The sequence below is a fragment of the Sediminibacterium sp. genome (genome assembly GCF_019264485.1).
GTDB lineage: Bacteria > Bacteroidota > Bacteroidia > Chitinophagales > Chitinophagaceae > Sediminibacterium.
This window is the reverse complement of sequence record NZ_JAHVAA010000011.1, coordinates 725,308-743,201: the sequence shown is the minus strand read 5'-3', so window position 1 is coordinate 743,201 and position 17,894 is coordinate 725,308. Positions and strand designations below refer to the sequence as shown.

19 protein-coding genes are annotated in these 17,894 nt (G+C 40.9%); 14 read left to right on the top strand and 5 right to left on the bottom strand.

Going from position 1 to position 17,894, the window contains the following annotated elements:
- Positions 1–25 precede the first annotated feature (25 nt).
- A complete protein-coding gene (gene dcd / locus KXJ59_RS09465) occupies positions 26–562 on the top strand; it encodes a dCTP deaminase (protein ID WP_295203739.1) in 537 nt (178 codons plus the stop codon).
- A gap of 42 nt (positions 563–604) precedes the next feature.
- Here the strand turns inward: dcd and KXJ59_RS09460 are convergent, their stop codons facing one another.
- Together KXJ59_RS09460 and KXJ59_RS09455 are read right to left on the bottom strand one after the other, a co-directional pair.
- Positions 605–1,081, bottom strand: coding sequence for a TspO/MBR family protein (locus tag KXJ59_RS09460; RefSeq protein WP_295203730.1), 477 nt, complete (start codon positions 1,079–1,081; stop codon positions 605–607).
- Positions 1,068–2,189, bottom strand: a complete 1,122-nt coding sequence (locus tag KXJ59_RS09455) for a DUF3810 domain-containing protein (protein WP_295203720.1) — start codon at positions 2,187–2,189, stop codon at positions 1,068–1,070. Before KXJ59_RS09455 ends, KXJ59_RS09460 begins: the two co-directional genes overlap by 14 nt.
- Positions 2,190–2,312: 123 nt before the next feature.
- Between KXJ59_RS09455 and KXJ59_RS09450 the strand changes: the two genes are divergently transcribed.
- The 11 genes from KXJ59_RS09450 to smpB all read left to right on the top strand — a co-directional run bounded on the left by KXJ59_RS09450 (position 2,313) and on the right by smpB (position 10,920).
- Positions 2,313–2,858: a DUF177 domain-containing protein gene (locus tag KXJ59_RS09450; RefSeq protein ID WP_295203710.1), complete on the top strand. Its 546-nt coding sequence runs from the start codon at positions 2,313–2,315 to the stop codon at positions 2,856–2,858.
- Between the two features lie 28 nt (positions 2,859–2,886).
- On the top strand, positions 2,887–3,081 hold the full coding sequence (gene rpmF / locus KXJ59_RS09445) for a 50S ribosomal protein L32 (protein WP_078830450.1): 195 nt from the start codon (positions 2,887–2,889) through the stop codon (positions 3,079–3,081).
- A 34-nt stretch (positions 3,082–3,115) separates the two neighbouring features.
- A complete protein-coding gene (gene plsX / locus KXJ59_RS09440) occupies positions 3,116–4,060 on the top strand; it encodes a phosphate acyltransferase PlsX (RefSeq protein WP_295203705.1) in 945 nt (314 codons plus the stop codon).
- Between the two features lie 299 nt (positions 4,061–4,359).
- Positions 4,360–4,545 (top strand): hypothetical protein, encoded by a 186-nt coding sequence (locus tag KXJ59_RS09435; RefSeq protein ID WP_295203702.1) that lies wholly within the window; start codon positions 4,360–4,362, stop codon positions 4,543–4,545.
- A 158-nt stretch (positions 4,546–4,703) separates the two neighbouring features.
- Positions 4,704–6,086, top strand: a complete 1,383-nt coding sequence (locus KXJ59_RS09430) for a pyridoxal-phosphate dependent enzyme (RefSeq protein WP_295203699.1) — start codon at positions 4,704–4,706, stop codon at positions 6,084–6,086.
- 93 nt (positions 6,087–6,179) lie between these two features.
- Positions 6,180–7,079, top strand: a complete 900-nt coding sequence (locus KXJ59_RS09425; RefSeq protein WP_295203696.1) for a LysR family transcriptional regulator — start codon at positions 6,180–6,182, stop codon at positions 7,077–7,079.
- Between the two features lie 59 nt (positions 7,080–7,138).
- The gene (locus KXJ59_RS09420; protein WP_295203693.1) at positions 7,139–7,330 is read left to right on the top strand and encodes a hypothetical protein; all 192 of its coding nucleotides are present in this window, start codon (positions 7,139–7,141) and stop codon (positions 7,328–7,330) included.
- A gap of 31 nt (positions 7,331–7,361) precedes the next feature.
- The gene (locus KXJ59_RS09415) at positions 7,362–8,180 is read left to right on the top strand and encodes a helical backbone metal receptor (protein WP_295203690.1); all 819 of its coding nucleotides are present in this window, start codon (positions 7,362–7,364) and stop codon (positions 8,178–8,180) included.
- A 157-nt stretch (positions 8,181–8,337) separates the two neighbouring features.
- Positions 8,338–9,405 carry a class II fructose-bisphosphate aldolase gene (gene fbaA, locus KXJ59_RS09410; protein ID WP_295203687.1) on the top strand — a complete coding sequence of 356 codons (1,068 nt, stop codon included), beginning with the start codon at positions 8,338–8,340 and terminating at the stop codon, positions 9,403–9,405.
- Positions 9,406–9,529: 124 nt separating this feature from the next.
- The gene (gene accD, locus KXJ59_RS09405) at positions 9,530–10,450 is read left to right on the top strand and encodes an acetyl-CoA carboxylase, carboxyltransferase subunit beta (RefSeq protein ID WP_295203683.1); all 921 of its coding nucleotides are present in this window, start codon (positions 9,530–9,532) and stop codon (positions 10,448–10,450) included.
- Positions 10,451–10,479: 29 nt separating this feature from the next.
- Positions 10,480–10,920 carry an SsrA-binding protein gene (smpB, locus tag KXJ59_RS09400; protein WP_294995903.1) on the top strand — a complete coding sequence of 147 codons (441 nt, stop codon included), beginning with the start codon at positions 10,480–10,482 and terminating at the stop codon, positions 10,918–10,920.
- Positions 10,921–11,012: 92 nt separating this feature from the next.
- Here smpB and KXJ59_RS09395 read toward each other — a convergent pair whose 3' ends face one another.
- The 3 genes from KXJ59_RS09395 to KXJ59_RS09385 form a co-directional block, all read right to left on the bottom strand.
- The gene (locus KXJ59_RS09395) at positions 11,013–12,245 is read right to left on the bottom strand and encodes an NADP-dependent isocitrate dehydrogenase (protein WP_295203680.1); all 1,233 of its coding nucleotides are present in this window, start codon (positions 12,243–12,245) and stop codon (positions 11,013–11,015) included.
- Between the two features lie 91 nt (positions 12,246–12,336).
- Positions 12,337–14,220, bottom strand: a complete 1,884-nt coding sequence (locus KXJ59_RS09390) for an Nramp family divalent metal transporter (RefSeq protein WP_295203678.1) — start codon at positions 14,218–14,220, stop codon at positions 12,337–12,339.
- Position 14,221: 1 nt separating this feature from the next.
- Complete coding sequence (locus KXJ59_RS09385; protein WP_295203675.1) at positions 14,222–14,881, bottom strand: metal-dependent transcriptional regulator; 660 nt, start codon at positions 14,879–14,881, stop codon at positions 14,222–14,224.
- A 104-nt stretch (positions 14,882–14,985) separates the two neighbouring features.
- Here KXJ59_RS09385 and KXJ59_RS09380 point away from each other — a divergent pair, with 104 nt between their 5' ends.
- Both KXJ59_RS09380 and glgP read left to right on the top strand, forming a co-directional pair.
- A complete protein-coding gene (locus KXJ59_RS09380) occupies positions 14,986–15,942 on the top strand; it encodes a hypothetical protein (RefSeq protein WP_295203673.1) in 957 nt (318 codons plus the stop codon).
- A gap of 193 nt (positions 15,943–16,135) precedes the next feature.
- The gene (gene glgP, locus KXJ59_RS09375) at positions 16,136–17,788 is read left to right on the top strand and encodes an alpha-glucan family phosphorylase (protein ID WP_295203670.1); all 1,653 of its coding nucleotides are present in this window, start codon (positions 16,136–16,138) and stop codon (positions 17,786–17,788) included.
- The last annotated feature ends 106 nt before the right edge of the window (positions 17,789–17,894 follow it).

Sequence of the window (17,894 nt, the reverse complement as noted above, 5' to 3'; positions counted from 1 at the left end):
CATCCCAACCCAAAACAATTCAGGAATGATTCTCACCGACAAGCGCATTTTAGAAGAAATAGACAAGGGTACCATCAAAATTGAACCCTATAACCGTGCTGATCTGGGTAGTAATAGTTATGATGTTCATCTCGGCAAAACCCTTGCTTTGTATGTAGATGATGTGCTCGATGCCAAAAAGCATAATAAAATTGAATACTTCGATATTCCCGATGAAGGTTTTGTATTGGAGCCACATAAATTTTATCTAGGCGTTACACTCGAATACACCGAAACACATGCGCATGTACCCTTTCTGGAAGGTAAATCATCTACCGGCCGGCTGGGTATTGATATTCACGCTACTGCAGGCAAAGGCGATGTGGGTTTCTGCGGTAACTGGACCCTCGAAATTTCCTGTAAACAACCCGTAAGAGTTTACCATGGTATGCCCATTGGTCAGCTGATCTACTTTCCCGTGGATGGTGAAATTGAAATAAAATACAACCAGAAAAGCAATGCCAAATACAGTGGCCAACCCAATAAGCCAGTGGAGAGTATGATGTGGAAGAATAAATTCTGATAGTGAGTAGTCAGTAGTGAGTGTAGACCTTTTTACTCACTATTAACTATTCAATCTCCAGATCGCCCCATTCAATATCATGGCAAAACTTACCCAAACTATATAGGGCACCAATAGCCATGCAGCTATACGGGAGAATTTTACAAAAGAAAAAATGGTGAGCAGTATCGCAAGCCATAGTATAATCATTTCTACCAGTGCCCATCCTGTTTCATGCATGCCAAAGAAAATAAAGGACCATGCCATATTCAGTATAAACTGACTGATAAAGAACAGTATTGCCTTGTTTCTTTCTTTGGAAACAGGCTGTTTCCAGATGAGAAACAAACTAATTCCCATTAATACATAGAGTGTTGTCCATACAGGCGCAAACAGCCAACTGGGCGGATTGAATGAGGGTTTATTCAGACCCGCATACCATACCGGAATTTCAGGAGCTGTTACCAATCCGCCCACGGCACCTAAAACAACTGTAAGGGCAACAGCGGTGATTAATTTGATAGTATCAGTTCTGTTCATATTTCTTAAGATACGCAATTAACCAGCCAATTACTTCATCGTAACTTTTCACCCCTGCTTCCTGGTTATTAAAACGCAGGTATTGGTCGTAGAGATTATTTAAAGTGGCCGATGTTTTATGCTGTCTTTGCTGAAAAAATTCACGCACTTCTTTACGGTCTTTTCTTACCAGTGTATCCATCCGTTCGCGATTCAACTGAATAACCTGCTGAAACCTGAGAGAATCTTTATCCATTGCCAGCAGGTATAATTCTTCCCTTTGCGCATAACTGAAGAGATCATTATAAGCAGAATAACGAAAGAAAGGATCGCCCGAAGCAAGTGCGGCTAATAGACCAACCATATTGGCCTCGCTTTCACTCGCATAACCTAACTGATGTGCTATTTCATGACAGGCTACAAAAGGTAATACCAGCTTTGGAACATCTGTCCTCACCTGTGCCTCACCCGTAAAAGGGTTATAGTAACCGGTAAAACCCATCCAGTCGGCCAGGCCTGTAAATAAGCTGGGCTTAATAGACCGCTGTGTATAATTAAGAAAGCTGTATTCCTCCCAGGCACGGGCATAACCAATACCCGCCATCCTGAAAATACTGTCGAGTGGCGGTGCTGGTAACAAAGTATCAGGTAATCGCTGACGGCAGGCATTGAGGCTGTCGATGAGGCGATTGGAGAGTTGGATAACATCTTCTGTCTGATAGCCTTTTTTTGACAGTTTTAATTGATACTCAATACCCAGGCGATTGTAGTTTAAACCCCATAAAAGCCTGAAAACAATATATATCCAGAGGATTTTACTGAATAAATGAAGTCCCATCGGAATCAACACCCACCTGTTCCATCCCTCTCTTTTTAATCGGATAAGGGCTCGAACCAAAGCGACTATAATACTGATAATGAATAGAATATATAAACAATCTCCAATACTGAAGGGTGCCCATTTGGTTAATAAACGCAGTGTAGCCGAAATGCCTTTATAAATGCCAGTACTATACCAGTTCTCAACCGCTTTGGGGAAATAACCCAGTATATGCAGTACCAAAGCAAGTACCAGCAAAAAAGCCGGGCGTATAAACAAAACAGGTGATATTTTCGCCGCAGGTTTCATGGTTACAAATATGCATATTCCTCCTGATTCAGGTTTGTTGATAACTCGAAACCCCTAAAAATCAAGTTTCTCTTGGCATTTCCACCATTTTGGACTACCTTTGCAAGCCCTTAAAAATCGGTTATGAGTCATCGGCGGGAATTTGAGATAGCTTTTGTGGGTTTGAAGCCGGGGACACATGTGTACGAGTACCGTATTGAGGACAAGTTCTTTACCAATTATGGAGAGCAGGATTTTAAAAACTGTGTCACCAATGTAAAACTGAGTCTGGAGAAGAATAACAACTTCATGCAGCTCAGGTTTGATATTGATGGCGCATTGGAAAGTACCTGCGACAGATGTGGCAATCAACTGCCCATGCAGCTTTGGGATGAATTCAACATCATTGTAAAAATGGTGGATGATCCCGAAATCATGAATGAGCAGGAAGAAGACCCGGATGTATATTATATAAGCCGTGGTGAGAGCCATCTGTACCTGAGCGACTGGATCTATGAATTCATTAACCTCAGTATTCCTCTGCAGAAAATGTGTGAAGACAGTGAAATGGGTGGTCCTTTGTGTAATAAGGAAGTGTTGGAGAAACTGAGGAAGATGGAGGAAGATGCACAGAAAGACAACCATCATACGGTATGGAAAGGGTTAGAGAAATTTAAGGACCTGGAATAAACATTATTGATACTTTAAAATTCGAGATATGCCGAATCCTAAACGCAGACATTCACAGCAGCGCAGTGCAAAAAGAAGAACGCACTATGTGGCTCAGGAAGTTACATTGAGCAAAGACAGCACCACAGGTGAAACACATGTACGCCATCGTGCGCATGTAAGCGAAGGAAAATTGTTCTATAAAGGTAAACTGGTAGCTGAAAAAGCTCCTCTGAAAGCGTAATCCTTTTAGTTCAATTGATCCAAGCTTAGCGCGCATGAATATTGGTATAGACATGATGGGTGGAGATTTTGCACCGTTAGAAGCGGTGAAAGGACTGAAACTTTATCTGTCTGCCAGTACACCTGCTGCCTCACTATATTTAATAGGTGATGAAACTTTGGTGAATCCATTATTGGAGGAACACCAGGTATCGTCACCTAATTTGCATATAGTACATGCCCCCGAAGTCATCGGTTACAATGAACACCCAACCAAAGCACTCAAAGAGAAACAACGCTCTTCTATTGCCATCGGTTTTCATTTGCTGGCAACAGGTAAGATTGATGCTTTTATCAGCGCTGGTAATACAGGTGCCATGCTGGTTGGTGCCATGTATAGTATTAAACCTATTGCGGGTGTTGCCCGGCCAACCATTTCAACCATTATCCCCAAACTCAATGGAGGAACAGGCTTATTGGCAGATGTAGGATTGAATGCCGATTGCAAACCCGAACAACTGAATCAGTTTGCACAGCTTGGAAGTTTATATGCACAGCATATTCTCAACATCAGTAATCCTTCTGTAGGACTGATGAATGTAGGGGAAGAAGAAGGAAAAGGAAATATTCTTGCGCAAGCAACTTATCCCCTGCTCAAAGAAAATACCCAACTCAATTTTATCGGAAACCTTGAGGGCCGCGACATTTTTGGCGACAAAGCCGATGTAATGGTCTGCGATGGTTTTACCGGAAACATCATCCTTAAAATGGCGGAATCGATATACGATATTGCCCGCCAGCGTAACCTCTCTTCAGATAGCTATTTCAGCCGTTTTCATTATGAAAATTATGGTGGAACTCCTGTACTGGGGGTAGCCAAACCGGTGATCATTGGTCACGGTATCAGCAACGATAAAGCCTTTATGAACATGATTGGCCTTGCTGCCAAAATGATTGAAAGCGATCTTTGCGGAAAAATGGCAGCTAGTTTTGGAGCATAATCAGACAACTATTTATTGCCACTGAAGACACAGAAATGCACAGAAATATCTCTGTGAGCCTCTGTGTCTTCAGTGGCAATTTTATTTTCATCAGGTTTTACAACCACTCATCACAAAGATTGAAATTTCGTTTCGATGCAGGAAAGATATTAATATGCTGATAATCAATAACTAAAAGGCTAAATAAGCTATTTTGCAACAGATATTACTATCTTAAAGATGGTACTATTTATTGCATAGTACCAAAAGTTGACTTATCTTTGATTTATCAAATTAAAAAACAACAAAAAATAAGTCAAATGAAAAAGTTCATCAACAACCTCCAGATCATCGCCACAATGGCCCTTATTCCTGCAATGGTAGTTGCTTACCTGGGTACTACTCAGTCAACCACAGAAGAGTCGAAAGAAAAAACAGAAATAGTACGTAAAGGAACCAACCTGATAGAAGTAGGTAATGTGATTCATTTAGTGAAAAGCTTCTAATTCCGGTTATGATTCTATACCGTACATCGCTGCATAACAAGAGGCAGTGGTGTTAGAAATGCACAATTGAGAGTACACCACCCTCTTTTCCCCATCGTTTTCAACGAAAAATGCTAAATCCTTCTTAGCTGTTCAACAGCAGCCGCAAAACTTTACCTTTGCTGCAAACAAACGTTAGTTTTAGCATGTGGCTGAATAATATCCTCGAAACGATCGGAAATACTCCCCTGATTAAGCTGAATAAAGTAGCAAAAGACATTCCTGCCACCGTACTGGCCAAGGTAGATTATTTCAATCCCGGTAATTCCATCAAAGACCGTATGGCTTTGAAAATGGTTGAAGTAGCCGAAAAAGAAGGCAAACTAAAACCCGGCGGCACCATCATTGAAGGCACCAGCGGTAATACCGGTATGGGCCTTGCACTGGCAGCCTGTGTAAAAGGGTACAAATGCATTTTTGTTACCACTGATAAACAATCAAAAGAAAAAGCAGATATCCTCAAAGCGGTTGGCGCAGAAGTGATTGTTTGTCCAACCAACGTACTCCCCGAAGATCCCCGCAGTTATTATAGTGTTGCAAAAAGACTGGGCAAGGAAATTCCCAATTCCATGTACATGAACCAGTACGATAACCTGGCCAACCGTCAGGCTCATTACGAAACCACCGGGCCTGAAATCTGGGAACAGACAGAAGGAAAAATCACCCATTTTGTGTGTACAGCAGGAACAGGTGGTACCATTACCGGAACTGCCATGTACCTGAAAGAGAAAAATCCGAATATCAAGGTATGGGCAGTAGACGTATATGGTTCATTGCTCACCAAGTATTTCAAGACTGGTGAGATAGATATGAATGAAGTGCACCCCTATATATCAGAAGGTTTCGGAGAAGATTTTGTTCCGCAGAACTATGATATGAGTGTAATTGATGAATTTGTGCAGGTGACCGATAAAGATGGTGCTGTAATGGCTCGCCGTATAGCAAAGGAAGAAGGGTTATTCTGTGGTTACAGTGCGGGTAGTTGCTTACAGGGACTTATGCTGCTGAAAGCAAGTCTAACCAAAGACGATGTGGTAGTTTGTGTGTTTCATGATCATGGAAGCCGGTATGTAGGTAAAGTATACAACGACCAGTGGATGATGGAAAGAGGTTTTCTTGACGTTAAAACGTTCAAGGATATTATCAATGGCCGCGGCGGACAAAAACTCATTACTGTAGCACCTGATCATACAGTAGCTGCAGCAGTAGAACTCATGAAGAAATACGATATTGAGCAAATACCAGTATTAAAAGATGGGGAATTGATAGGTTCACTGAGTGAAAGTGGTTTGTTCCAGAAAATATTCAGCAATCCCGAACTCAAAGATGCTTCTGTATCGAGTGTACTGGAACATGCGTATCCTGTAGTTGACTTTCTTACGCCCGTTGAAAAAATAGGGACCCTCATCAATAAAGAAAATGGTGCCGTATTGGCCAAAGATGAAAAAGGCGATTACCACATCATTACCAAATATGATGTGATACAAAGTTTGACAAAGTAAATAACTATATATAAAAAGCCCTGCAACGAAAATCTGCAGGGCTTTTTATGCTAGTTTTTAAAGAATACCTTTATACTTCTTTAAACCATTACAATGCTCTCCGTAAAGCATGAAGTTTTTCTTGAAGTAGCCAGACAGAAAAGTTTTTCAAAAGCGAGTCAGTTACTTTTCATTTCACAGCCCGCCATCAGCAAACATATCAGAAACCTGGAAGAACAGTATGCTACCCGTTTGTTTGAAAGAAAAGGAGTGAGTATTGAACTAACGGAAGCGGGTCGGCTCCTGTATGAAAAAATTACCGAAGTAAAATCCATACAGGAACAAACAGAATTCGAACTGTCGGCCATCAAAGACTTATTACAGGTAAAAGGTACTTTGAAACTGGGAGCCAGTACTACAGTGGCTTTATATATTCTACCCAAAGTTTTATCTGCTTTTCAGTCAAGGTACCCGCAAATCATTATCAACTTACTGAACCGTAACACAGAAATCGTATTACAGGCTTTATTGAATGGCGAAATTAATCTTGGCATTGTAGAAGGTCGTTCCAAATTAATGCAGGTAAGTCACCGCCCGTTTATTACCGATAAAGTAGTAGCTGTTTGCAGTAAAAAAAGTGCCATCGCAAAAAAGAAACAATATGAACTGGAAGAACTCAAGACCCTTCCATTGGCACTTCGGGAAATGGGAAGCGGTACCCTTACTGCCCTGCGTGCTGCGCTGGAAAAGAAAAAAATAAAAATGAGTTCCCTGCAGGTAAAAGCCCGCCTCGGCGGAACGGAAGCATTGAAGAATTTTCTGGTAGAATCAGACCTGCTTGGTTTTCTTCCCCGACGTTCTGTTCTAAAAGAACTGGAACAGGGCGAGCTGACAGAAATTCATTTCACCGGTCTGCATATCGAAAGAAATTTCTACTTCATAGAACGCAAGGGTGAAAACAGCGAACTCAACCGTACACTCATCAGAATAGCCGAAAAGATTTATAACTTTTAGTTATAACCAATAACAATACCTGATAAATCAGGTTATAAAACACTTCCTATGTTTGCGGGATGAAACCAAGGATTGAAACATCGGTAACCATTTCTGTACAAGCAGTGGAGAAATTAGCTTCCCTGCTCTCCTCTTATCTTACACCCGAATACAATGCCTTATTCGCCGGCTGGAAAAAATTAGCAGAAAAAGCATATAGTCAGTCAGACAGCAGCATCCCACTTGTTGCTTTCGACACCAGTGCTTCATAACCTGATCAGCAGAACTTCTGTATTTTGCAGCATGGCTTTGTACACCGATCAGACAGGCAATACCATTTCACTTGCTTCAGTACCCAAGAGAATTATTTCTCTCGTTCCTTCACAGACAGAGTTACTTGCAGACCTGAATCTGGAAGATGAAGTAGTGGGTATCACAAAATTCTGTGTGCATCCCATATCATGGTTTCGAAATAAAACAAGGATTGGCGGAACAAAAGATATAAAGCCAGACCGCATTGCGGCATTGCAACCAGACCTTATTATTGCCAATAAGGAAGAAAATGTAAAAGAACAGGTTGAAGCACTGCAAACTATTGCACCGGTATGGACAAGTGATATTCATACTTTACCGGAAGCCTATGATATGATCAGGCAGATAGGTATTATTACTGGAAAAGAAAAAAAAGCAGCCGCCATCATTCAAAAAACAGCAGAGGGCTTCGCGCAACTGCAGGAACAAAGCAAGGGAACCCCTCCAAAAAACTGTGTTTACCTGATCTGGAAAGACCCTTATATGACGATCGGGTCGGATACTTTTATCCATGATATGCTTGGGTATTGTACATTCAATAACCTCTTTGCTTCGGCCAGCCGATACCCGGAAACTTCTGTAGAAGCGTTACAGATATTATCACCCGAACTGATTCTTTTATCATCAGAGCCCTACCCTTTTTCCGGTAAGCATATGGAAGCATTGCAACACCTGTTACCGGCTGCCAGGATAGAACTGGTTGACGGAGAAATGTTCAGCTGGTATGGCAGCCGTTTAATGCAGGCGCCTGCCTATTTTTGCGGGTTATTAAACAGAATCAACAGTTCATCCACAAGCTCAAAAAGCTAACATGTGTTTGCGGTAAGTGGAGTATCTTGCCGCCCTAATGTTGAGCGTGACTGGTGAATGGTCAATCGTGAATAAATACTGACTACGCACTATTGACCATTCCCCATTCACGATTCACGACTCACGATTCTCCATAATCTACAAAACAAGAACAAACATGAAAAAGTACAGGGCCGGCGTTTTATTCGGTGAAGAACTGGAAGCATTGTATAATGATGCAAAAGATAATCAGTTTGCATTACCTGCCGTAAATACGATTGGCAGTAATACCATTAACGCCACACTGGAAACAGCAGCCAAAGTAAATTCTCCTGTTATCATTCAATTTTCAAATGGCGGTGCGCAGTTTGTGGCCGGAAAAGGAATGCCCAATGATAATTTACAGGGAAATATTGCAGGTGGCATTTCTGGTGCTTTGCATATTCATAATGTAGCAAAATATTATGGTGTTCCCGTTATCTTACATACCGATCATGCTGCCAAGAAATGGTTGCCATGGGTAAGTGGTTTAATTGATGCCGGCGAACAATTCTATAAAGAAAAAGGTCAGCCATTGTTCAGTTCACATATGCTCGACCTTTCTGAAGAACCCATCGAAGAGAATATTCACACCTCAGTTGAATTTTACAAACGCATGGCTCCATTGGGAATGAGTATTGAAATTGAACTGGGTGTTACCGGTGGTGAAGAAGATGGTGTTGATAACAGTGGTATTGAAAATGATAAACTTTATACACAACCACAACATGTGGCTTACGCTTATACTGAATTAAGCAAAGTAGGTAAACTGTTTACAGTTGCTGCTGCTTTTGGAAATGTACATGGCGTATACAGTCCGGGCAATGTAGAGTTGCGTCCTGAAATATTGAATAACAGCCAGGTGTATATTGAACAGGAGCTGAAGACCGGTAAAAAACCTGTGTATTTTGTATTCCATGGAGGAAGCGGTTCACCACAACATCAGATCAGGGAAGCCATTGGTTATGGTGCCATTAAAATGAATATTGATACCGATCTGCAGTGGGCTTTCTGGGAAGGAATCAAAGACTTTTATAAAAAGAATGAAGCCTATCTCCAGGGGCAGTTAGGCAACCCCGAAGGGGCCGATAAACCCAATAAAAAATTCTATGACCCGCGCGTATGGCTCCGCAAAGGTGAAGAAAGCTTCTCCAAACGCCTGGAACTGGCATTTGAGGACCTGAATTGTATTAACAGAAACGCGTAAAAGACCGAAAGTCGGAAAGTCTGAATGATTGTTTTGCATAAACCATCATTCAGACTTTCCGACTCATGGTCTTTCGGACTTTCCGACTTATATCCCTATCTTAGCCCCCCAATCATTGCTCGTTATGAAAAAAGAACGTGAAGAGGATTTTGAAGCAAATCTGACAGGTGAAGATGCGCAAGGTGAAGATGTGAATAAACCCCGCTGGTTCAAAAGAATCCGTAAGGGTATTCTCACTTCTACTGCCGATAAAAAAGAAACACCGGAAGGACTCTGGAACAAGTGTCCGGAATGTAATTATATATGTACGACGACAGAACTAAGTGAAAACCTGTATGTATGTCCGAAATGTAATTACCATCATCGTATCGGCAGCCAGGATTATTATGAATTCCTGTTCGATAACAAAGAATATACAGAACTCTTTGACCAGATCAGGAGTAAGGATGCCTTAGGTTTTACCGACCTGAAGCCTTACCAGAAAAGACTGGATGAAATACATGCCAAGACCGACCTGAAAGATTCCATGCGTGTAGCTACCGGAAAAATAGAAGGCGAAGGTTATGTGATTGCCTGTATGGATTTTGAATTCATCGGTGGTTCACTGGGAAGTGTGATGGGTGAAAAATTCAGCCGTGCAGTAGACTATTGTATTGAACATAAACTCCCCTATCTCGTTATCAGTAAAAGTGGTGGTGCCCGTATGATGGAGAGTGCATTCAGCCTGATGCAATTGGCCAAAACCAGTGGCAAGCTCTCTCAATTGAGCGATGCAGGCTTACCTTATATATCATTACTCACCGACCCTACTTTTGGTGGTATCTCTGCCAGTTTTGGTATGCTGGGCGATTTAAATATCGCTGAACCTGGTGCACTCATTGGCTTTGCGGGTCCACGTGTGATCAAAGAAACCATTAAAAAAGACCTGCCTGAAGGTTTTCAGCGCAGTGAATTTTTACTTGAACATGGGTTCCTCGATTTTATCGTCGACAGAAAAAACCTGAAACAGAAACTGGCGCAATTGTCGATCCATTTCAGGAGTTAGTTGCTACCCCATTATCATTACCTACTGCCATGGCAAAAGAAATGAACAACAGGCAGGCTTATTATAATTACTACATAGAAGATAAATATGTAGCAGGTATTGTATTGCTGGGTACTGAAGTAAAGTCGATACGCGATGGTAAAGTAAGTTTCAATGATTCGTTCTGTTTTTTTGATGGCAGCGAATTATGGGTTCGTGCATTATACATAGCCGAATACACTCATGGAACAGCCAATAATCACATAGCCGTTCACGATAGAAAACTGTTATTACAAAAAAGAGAACTCAAAAAAATACAGGCCAAATTAAAGGAAAAGGGATACACTATTGTGCCGCTGCGTGTTTTCCTGAATGAAAAAAACCTGGTGAAAGTAGAGATTGGTCTCGGCAAGGGTAAAAAGCTCCACGATAAACGTGAAACCATTAAAGATAGGGATGTGCAGAAGGAAATTAAAAGATTTCTTAAGTAAAGTTTGAATTTTTGATCTTTGATTTTTTGATTTTTTGATTTATTATATATCTCAAATCAAAAAATCAAAGATCAAAAATTCAAAAAATTATTCTATTGCCCGAGTTTCGCTTTCAGGTTCTGATCCAGCGCTTCCAGGAACTCCTCTGTGTACAGATAGTGTTCACCATGATTTACTTTATTACCATGGATACATACAGCGAGATCCTTGGTCATTTTACCACTTTCAACGGTTTCAACACAAACCTGCTCTAATGCCTGACAGAAATTAATCAGTTCCTGATTTCCATCGAGTTTACCACGAAACTCCAAACCTCTTGTCCATGCGAAAATAGATGCAATCGGGTTGGTTGATGTCGGCTTCCCTTTCTGGTGCTCACGGTAGTGGCGTGTTACAGTTCCATGTGCGGCTTCTGCTTCCATAACTTTACCATCTGGTGTTACCAGTGTAGAAGTCATAAGACCGAGTGAACCAAAACCTTGCGCAACAGTATCGCTTTGTACATCACCATCATAGTTTTTACAGGCCCATACAAAATTACCGTTCCATTTTAGTGCACTGGCTACCATGTCATCAATCAGGCGATGCTCATAAGTAATACCTGCTTCTGTAAATGCAGTTTTGAATTCATTCTGATAAATGTCTTCAAAAATATCTTTGAAACGACCATCGTATTTTTTCAGGATGGTATTTTTAGTTGACAGGTATAAAGGCCATTTTTTGCTCAATGCCTGGTTAAAACAAGAACGTGCAAAACCTTTGATACTTTCATCGGTATTGTACATTGCCAGTGCAACACCATCTCCTTTAAAATTAAATACTTCAAACTCCTGAACAGTGCCGTCTTCACCTTCAAATTTTACAGTGAGTTTACCTTTGCCTTTGGTTACAAAGTCTGTTGCACGGTACTGATCACCAAAAGCATGACGACCAATACAGATAGGTGCAGTCCAGTTGGGTACTAAACGGGGAACATTCTTACAAACGATGGGCTCACGGAACACGGTACCATCGAGTATATTACGGATGGTTCCGTTCGGACTCTTCCACATTTGTTTCAGGCTAAACTCCTTTACGCGCTCTTCATCGGGTGTAATGGTAGCACATTTAATACCTACACCATACTGTTTAATGGCATTGGCCGCATCGATGGTCACCTGGTCATTGGTTTCATCGCGGTACTCCATTCCGAGGTCATAATATTTGATATCTACTTCCAGGTAAGGAAGGATCAATTTTTCCTTGATAAATTTCCAGATGATTCTGGTCATCTCATCACCATCCAGTTCCACCACCGGATTTGCTACTTTGATTTTTTGCGCCATTGCGATAGTTTTAAATGATAAACGGTGACAAAAGTAATGATTTCAAGCTTTCTGTGTCCCTAATAGGAACTAGTTTATCCAGACTTTTTACTCAAACGTTTACGATCAATACAGGTATTTGCAGGGCATGGCGTACATCTTCAATGGTTTCTCCAAAAAGATAGTCTTTCCAGCCACTGTGTCTGTGTGCCCCCATCACCACCATATCAGCCTCGGCTTCTTTCACCATGCGGATAATTTCTGTTACCCTGTTCTTATAACCCAATAAACCCTCTGCCTGATAACCCTGTTTTTGCAACTGCAAACAGTAATGATTGAGTCTCTGCTGGTCTACTCTTGTTTCTTCATCATCACTGGCCGTACCTAAATATTTGGCCGATACACTTTCTACCACATGAATCAATAAAAGCGATACATTTTTATTTCCCTGCGCCAGTGCATGAGCAATGAGTTTTTCATCTGCTTTGGTAAAATCCAATGCCACCGCAATTTTTTTGATATTACTAACTGAAAGATCATTCAATTGTGCCCATTCACCATGAATGGCAGCCTGCTGTCTTTGTTTTCTTTTTTTGAAGAAAGGAAGGAAAGTCATCACGAGAAATAGCCATAAGAAACCAAGGATCAGTATCGTCACTAAAATTTTCAAGCCCCATTCTCCTGCTGAACTATATACCTGCAATGCTTCTTCTGCTACCAGTTTTACATTCAGGAAAACCAGAACAATTGCCACTACCCATGCAGCTATTTTAACCCATGGTTTGATGACAAAACTGCCCATGGTTTCCTTGTCACTTACAAAATGAATCAGTGGTATAACCGCAAAACCCAGTTGTAAACTCAATATTACCTGACTAAACACCAGCAGGTCATCTACTTTATTGTCGCCATAAATACTAATCACAATCACTGCAGGTATAATGGCAATCAGTCTTGTCAGCAAACGTCTGAGCCAGGGATTCAGCCGTAAACGCAAATAACCTTCCATTACAATTTGTCCGGCCAGTGTTCCGGTGATGGTAGAGCTTTGTCCGGCTGCAATCAGTGCAACAGCAAATAAAATAGGTGCCATTTCTGTACCCAGTAATGGTTGCAATAACTGATGCGCATCTTCAATTCTGGCCACGTCAGTATTGCCTGTTTTAAAAAAAACAGTTGCCGCCAGCACCAGAATAGCTGCATTTACAAAAAAAGCTGCGTTCAGTGCTACAAGGCTATCTATAAAATTATATTTGAGTGCACGTTTGATACTGCGTTGGTCGGCACCAATTTTTCTGGTTTGTACCAATGCTGAATGCAGGTATAAATTATGGGGCATTACTGTGGCTCCAATAATACCAACAGCAATATAAAGTGATTCATGACTGAATGCAGATGGTATAAAACCGGTTACTACTTCTTTCAGGTCAGGTTTTGCAATCAGTATTTCAATCAGGAAAGAAACACCAATGGTGGCTACCAGTGCCAGAATAAAAGCTTCCATTTTTCTGATACCATATCGTTGTAATAAAAGAAAAAGAAAAGTATCGAGCACCGTAATAGCGGTTCCCCAGATTAAAGGAAGCCCGGTGAGTAAATGAATACCAATGGCCATGCCCACTACTTCAGCAAGGTCGGTTGCGGCTATGGCCAGCTCTGCAAGTATATACAAACAGAAATTAACAAAGGGCGGGTAGGTTTCCCGGTTGGCCTGGGCAAGGTCTCTCCTTCTCACAATACCCAAACGCGCACTCAGGCTTTGCAGCAATAATGCCATCAGGTTACTCATGAGTAATACCCAAATCAGCTGGTAACCGAATTTGGCACCGCCCTGTAAATCTGTTGCCCAGTTACCGGGGTCCATATACCCCACACTTACAAGGTAAGCGGGGCCGAGATAAGCCAATATTCTTCTCCATCCTTTTCGTGGCACCGTGGTATCTACTGTGCCATGTACCTCACTTAAAGAAAGCTGGTCTTCCGGTTGCTGTTTCATCTCAAACTGGTTTTACAAATAATACAGATGCCAGATCGCGGCTGATGGTGACAATCTGCTGGTTCTTACTTTTTAATTCCAGGGAGCCATCAAAATCAAATATTTTTTTAACCTCTAATCTTGTGCCCATCTGTAGTCCTTTGTGTTTTAATAACTCCAGTAATTCAGATGACTGACTTCCCACAGCGGTAATCTCTACTGTTTTATTTAATGGTATAGCCGCTAATGGTTCTTGTTGCTGAGCCGCCAAACGTCCCTTACTGTCGGGAATAGGATCGCCATGCGGATCGAATTTGGGATAGCCTAGAAATGCATCCAGTTTATCAACCAGTTTCGTGCTGCTGATATGCTCCAATTCTTCTGCAACTTCATGTACCTCATCCCAGCCAAACTGTAACTTATCTACGAGGAAATATTCCCATAGCCGATGTTTGCGCACAATGCCCAATGCTACTTTCCTTCCTTCATTACTCAGTTTCACACCATGGTAAGGCTCGTAGCTGATGATACGTTTGGATTTTAATTTTTTCAGCATATCGGTAACAGAAGCCGGTCTTGTTTGCAGTTCGGCAGACAAGGCATTGGTAGAAACCGTTTCCTGTTCCTGTTGCAGGTGATACACTGCTTTGATATAATTTTCTTCGGCAACTGTAAATATCATTACCCTAAATTTATTTTTAGACAAACCTAAAAAATAAAAAGATAATATCCAAGATATCTACCCTACTTCGCCCGAAAACCCTATTTTTATTGCAAATTCTCCCCATGAAGCCCTTTGTTTATCTTTTTATCTTCCTTCTTTTCATGGCCTGCAAGGATGAAAAAATTGATTTTTCAGGAGAAGTACCACTCAAAGCAGAAGAATTTATTACTGCCTTCCCAAAAATCACCGGATCCTACCTGATGGCTGATTCGAATATTGCCCGCAAATCTGATACAACAAAAATTGGTTATAAAGCATTGAGTCAGTTTATCCCTGATAGTGCCATTGCGCTATATATTGGTAAAGACAAAAAAACGGTGATCAAACCCGTAGGTATCATTGAAAAAGAAAAAGAGAATTACCTGCTTATCAATTTTACCCGTCAGAAGAAAACAAGCTGTGTTGTTTTTGTAACTGATAAAAAACTAAACTATCTCGCTTCAAAGGAATTGTTAAACAACCAGAAAACAGGCGGCTATTATCGTTTTGTATCGATAAACAAAGAGCCTACTTTTATGCTTAACCGGGAAAAAACATCACCGGAAAATACCTTGAAATTTACCCGGTCTGGTTGGGTATATAATGATGCCGGTATTTTTATGCTGGTTGTAACAGACAGCAATGAAGACCCGGAGAAAACAGCAGTCATCAATCCCATCGATACTTTACCCCGCCTTAATAAATTGAGTGGAGAATATGTAAAAAATGAAAAAAATTATATCTCTGTCAGAGATGGTAAAGATGCCAATAACTATTTATTCTTTATTCATTTTGAAAAAGACAAAGCCACTTGTGTGGGTGAATTGAAAGGTGAGTTTAAATTGAAATCATCTGGAAATGCACAGTATCTCCAAAATGGAGACCCCTGTATTATTGATTTTAAGTTTGCTGGCAACTATGTTACAGTAAAAGAACAGGGTAGTTGCGGTAATCACCGGGGTATCAAATGTTTTTTTGATGATACGTACCGTAAAAAAAGAGAGCCGAAAACAAAGAAAAAAAGAACAGCTGCACCCTAAATTTGAATAATAGTCTGTAAATGTTTCTGTTTCGAAAACGTTTGCAAACACCTTTCTGCATTGAATCCTAACGATTGTTTGTTCAATTTCGCCTTTCTTCCCACTGATTACCCACATCGTTATTGTGTATGAAATACATTTTCTCGAAATACCCCTATATTGCAAACGCTATTTGATCACCAAACAAGCAATTATGAATTTTAGAAACTATCATGTCCCTTATCAGATCAATGAGCAGTACGGAAAAAAAGCTGCTTATTTTTCTATGGAATTTGCCATTCACCAACCTCTTAAAATATACAGTGGCGGCCTGGGATACCTGGCTGGCTCTCACTTACGCAGTGCATACGAGTTAAGACAGAACATGATCGGTATAGGTATACTTTGGAAACACGGTTATTACGATCAGGCCAGAAATCAGGATCAGACTTTACAGGTTACCTTCATGGAAAAAATTTATAGTTTTCTGGAAGATACCGGTATTAAATTTCAGATACTCATTCACGAGCATCCTGTTTGGGTAAAAGCGTATTACCTGAATCCGGAAACATTCAATAGTGCCCCGCTATTCTTATTGAGTACTGACTTACCCGAAAACGATTACGTTTCGCAAACTATTACGCATCGTTTATACGATGCGAATGTTGCTACCAAAGTAGCACAGTTTATTTTATTAGGTGTTGCTGGTGCCAAGTTGATTGATGAATTAGGTTTCAATCCTGATGTTTACCATCTGAATGAAGCACATGGCATTTCTTCGGCTTTTTATTTGTTAAACAAATTCAAGAGTGTGGAAAAAGTAAGAGAGCATCTTGTTTTTACTACACACACACCGGAAGAAGCAGGAAATGAAAAGCATGATATTTACCTCTGTCATAAAATGAGCTATTTCTGTGGCCTATCGCTTGACGAAGTGCGCAAATTAACTGGCATGAAAGATGACCAGTTTAACCACTCATTGGCAGCATTGCGTTTTGCCCGCAAAGCGAATGGTGTTTCTGCATTGCATGGGCATGTAAGCCGTGAGATGTGGAAGAATTATGAAGGTATCTGCCCTATTACTTCCATTACCAATGCGCAAAACTGGCGTTACTGGGCTGATAAACAAATGTATCGTGCTATGGAAGATGGCAATGATTATACATTTGACGACCGCAAAAAATACCTGAAGAAAAGAGCTTTTGAAATTGTTGCCGATCAGACAGGTAAAGTATTTAATCCAAATGTGTTAACCATTGTCTGGGCGAGAAGGTTTGCAGGTTACAAACGTGCCGATATGCTTACCTATGATATGGAACGATTTGAAAAGATGCTTAACAACACCAAGCATCCTGTTCAGATTATTTGGGCGGGTAAGCCTTATCCGGTTGACTACCCTGCGATCTCACAATTCAATAACCTTGTTCACCTGAGCAAGAATTATAAAAACGTAGCCGTATTAATCGGCTATGAATTAGGCTTGAGTAAACGCCTGAAACAGGCGGCTGATGTATGGCTCAATAATCCGCGTGTACCCCGCGAAGCATCGGGTACCAGTGGTATGACAGCCGCTATGAATGGTGCTGTGAATTTCTCTACCGACGATGGATGGATTCCAGAATTCGTGAACCATGGCAATAATGGTTTCGTAGTTCCTAAAGCAGACTATGAAAACATGACCGTTCATGACCAGGATGAGTATGACCTGAACAAGGCTTATGAAATACTCGAGCAGCAGATTATTCCTATGTACTACGATAATTTTGATACCTGGAGACAGATTACTAAAAATGGTATGCGTGATGTGCGCTTCCAGTTTGATAGTAACAGGATGGCGCATGAGTATTATGAAATCATGTACAAGTAGGTATAAATTAAAAATCAAAAGTCAAAATTCAAAAGCTGAAATGTACATTTTGGCTTTTGAATTTTGACTTTTGATTTAATGTATTTCCCAACCTTTTCCCTTTAAC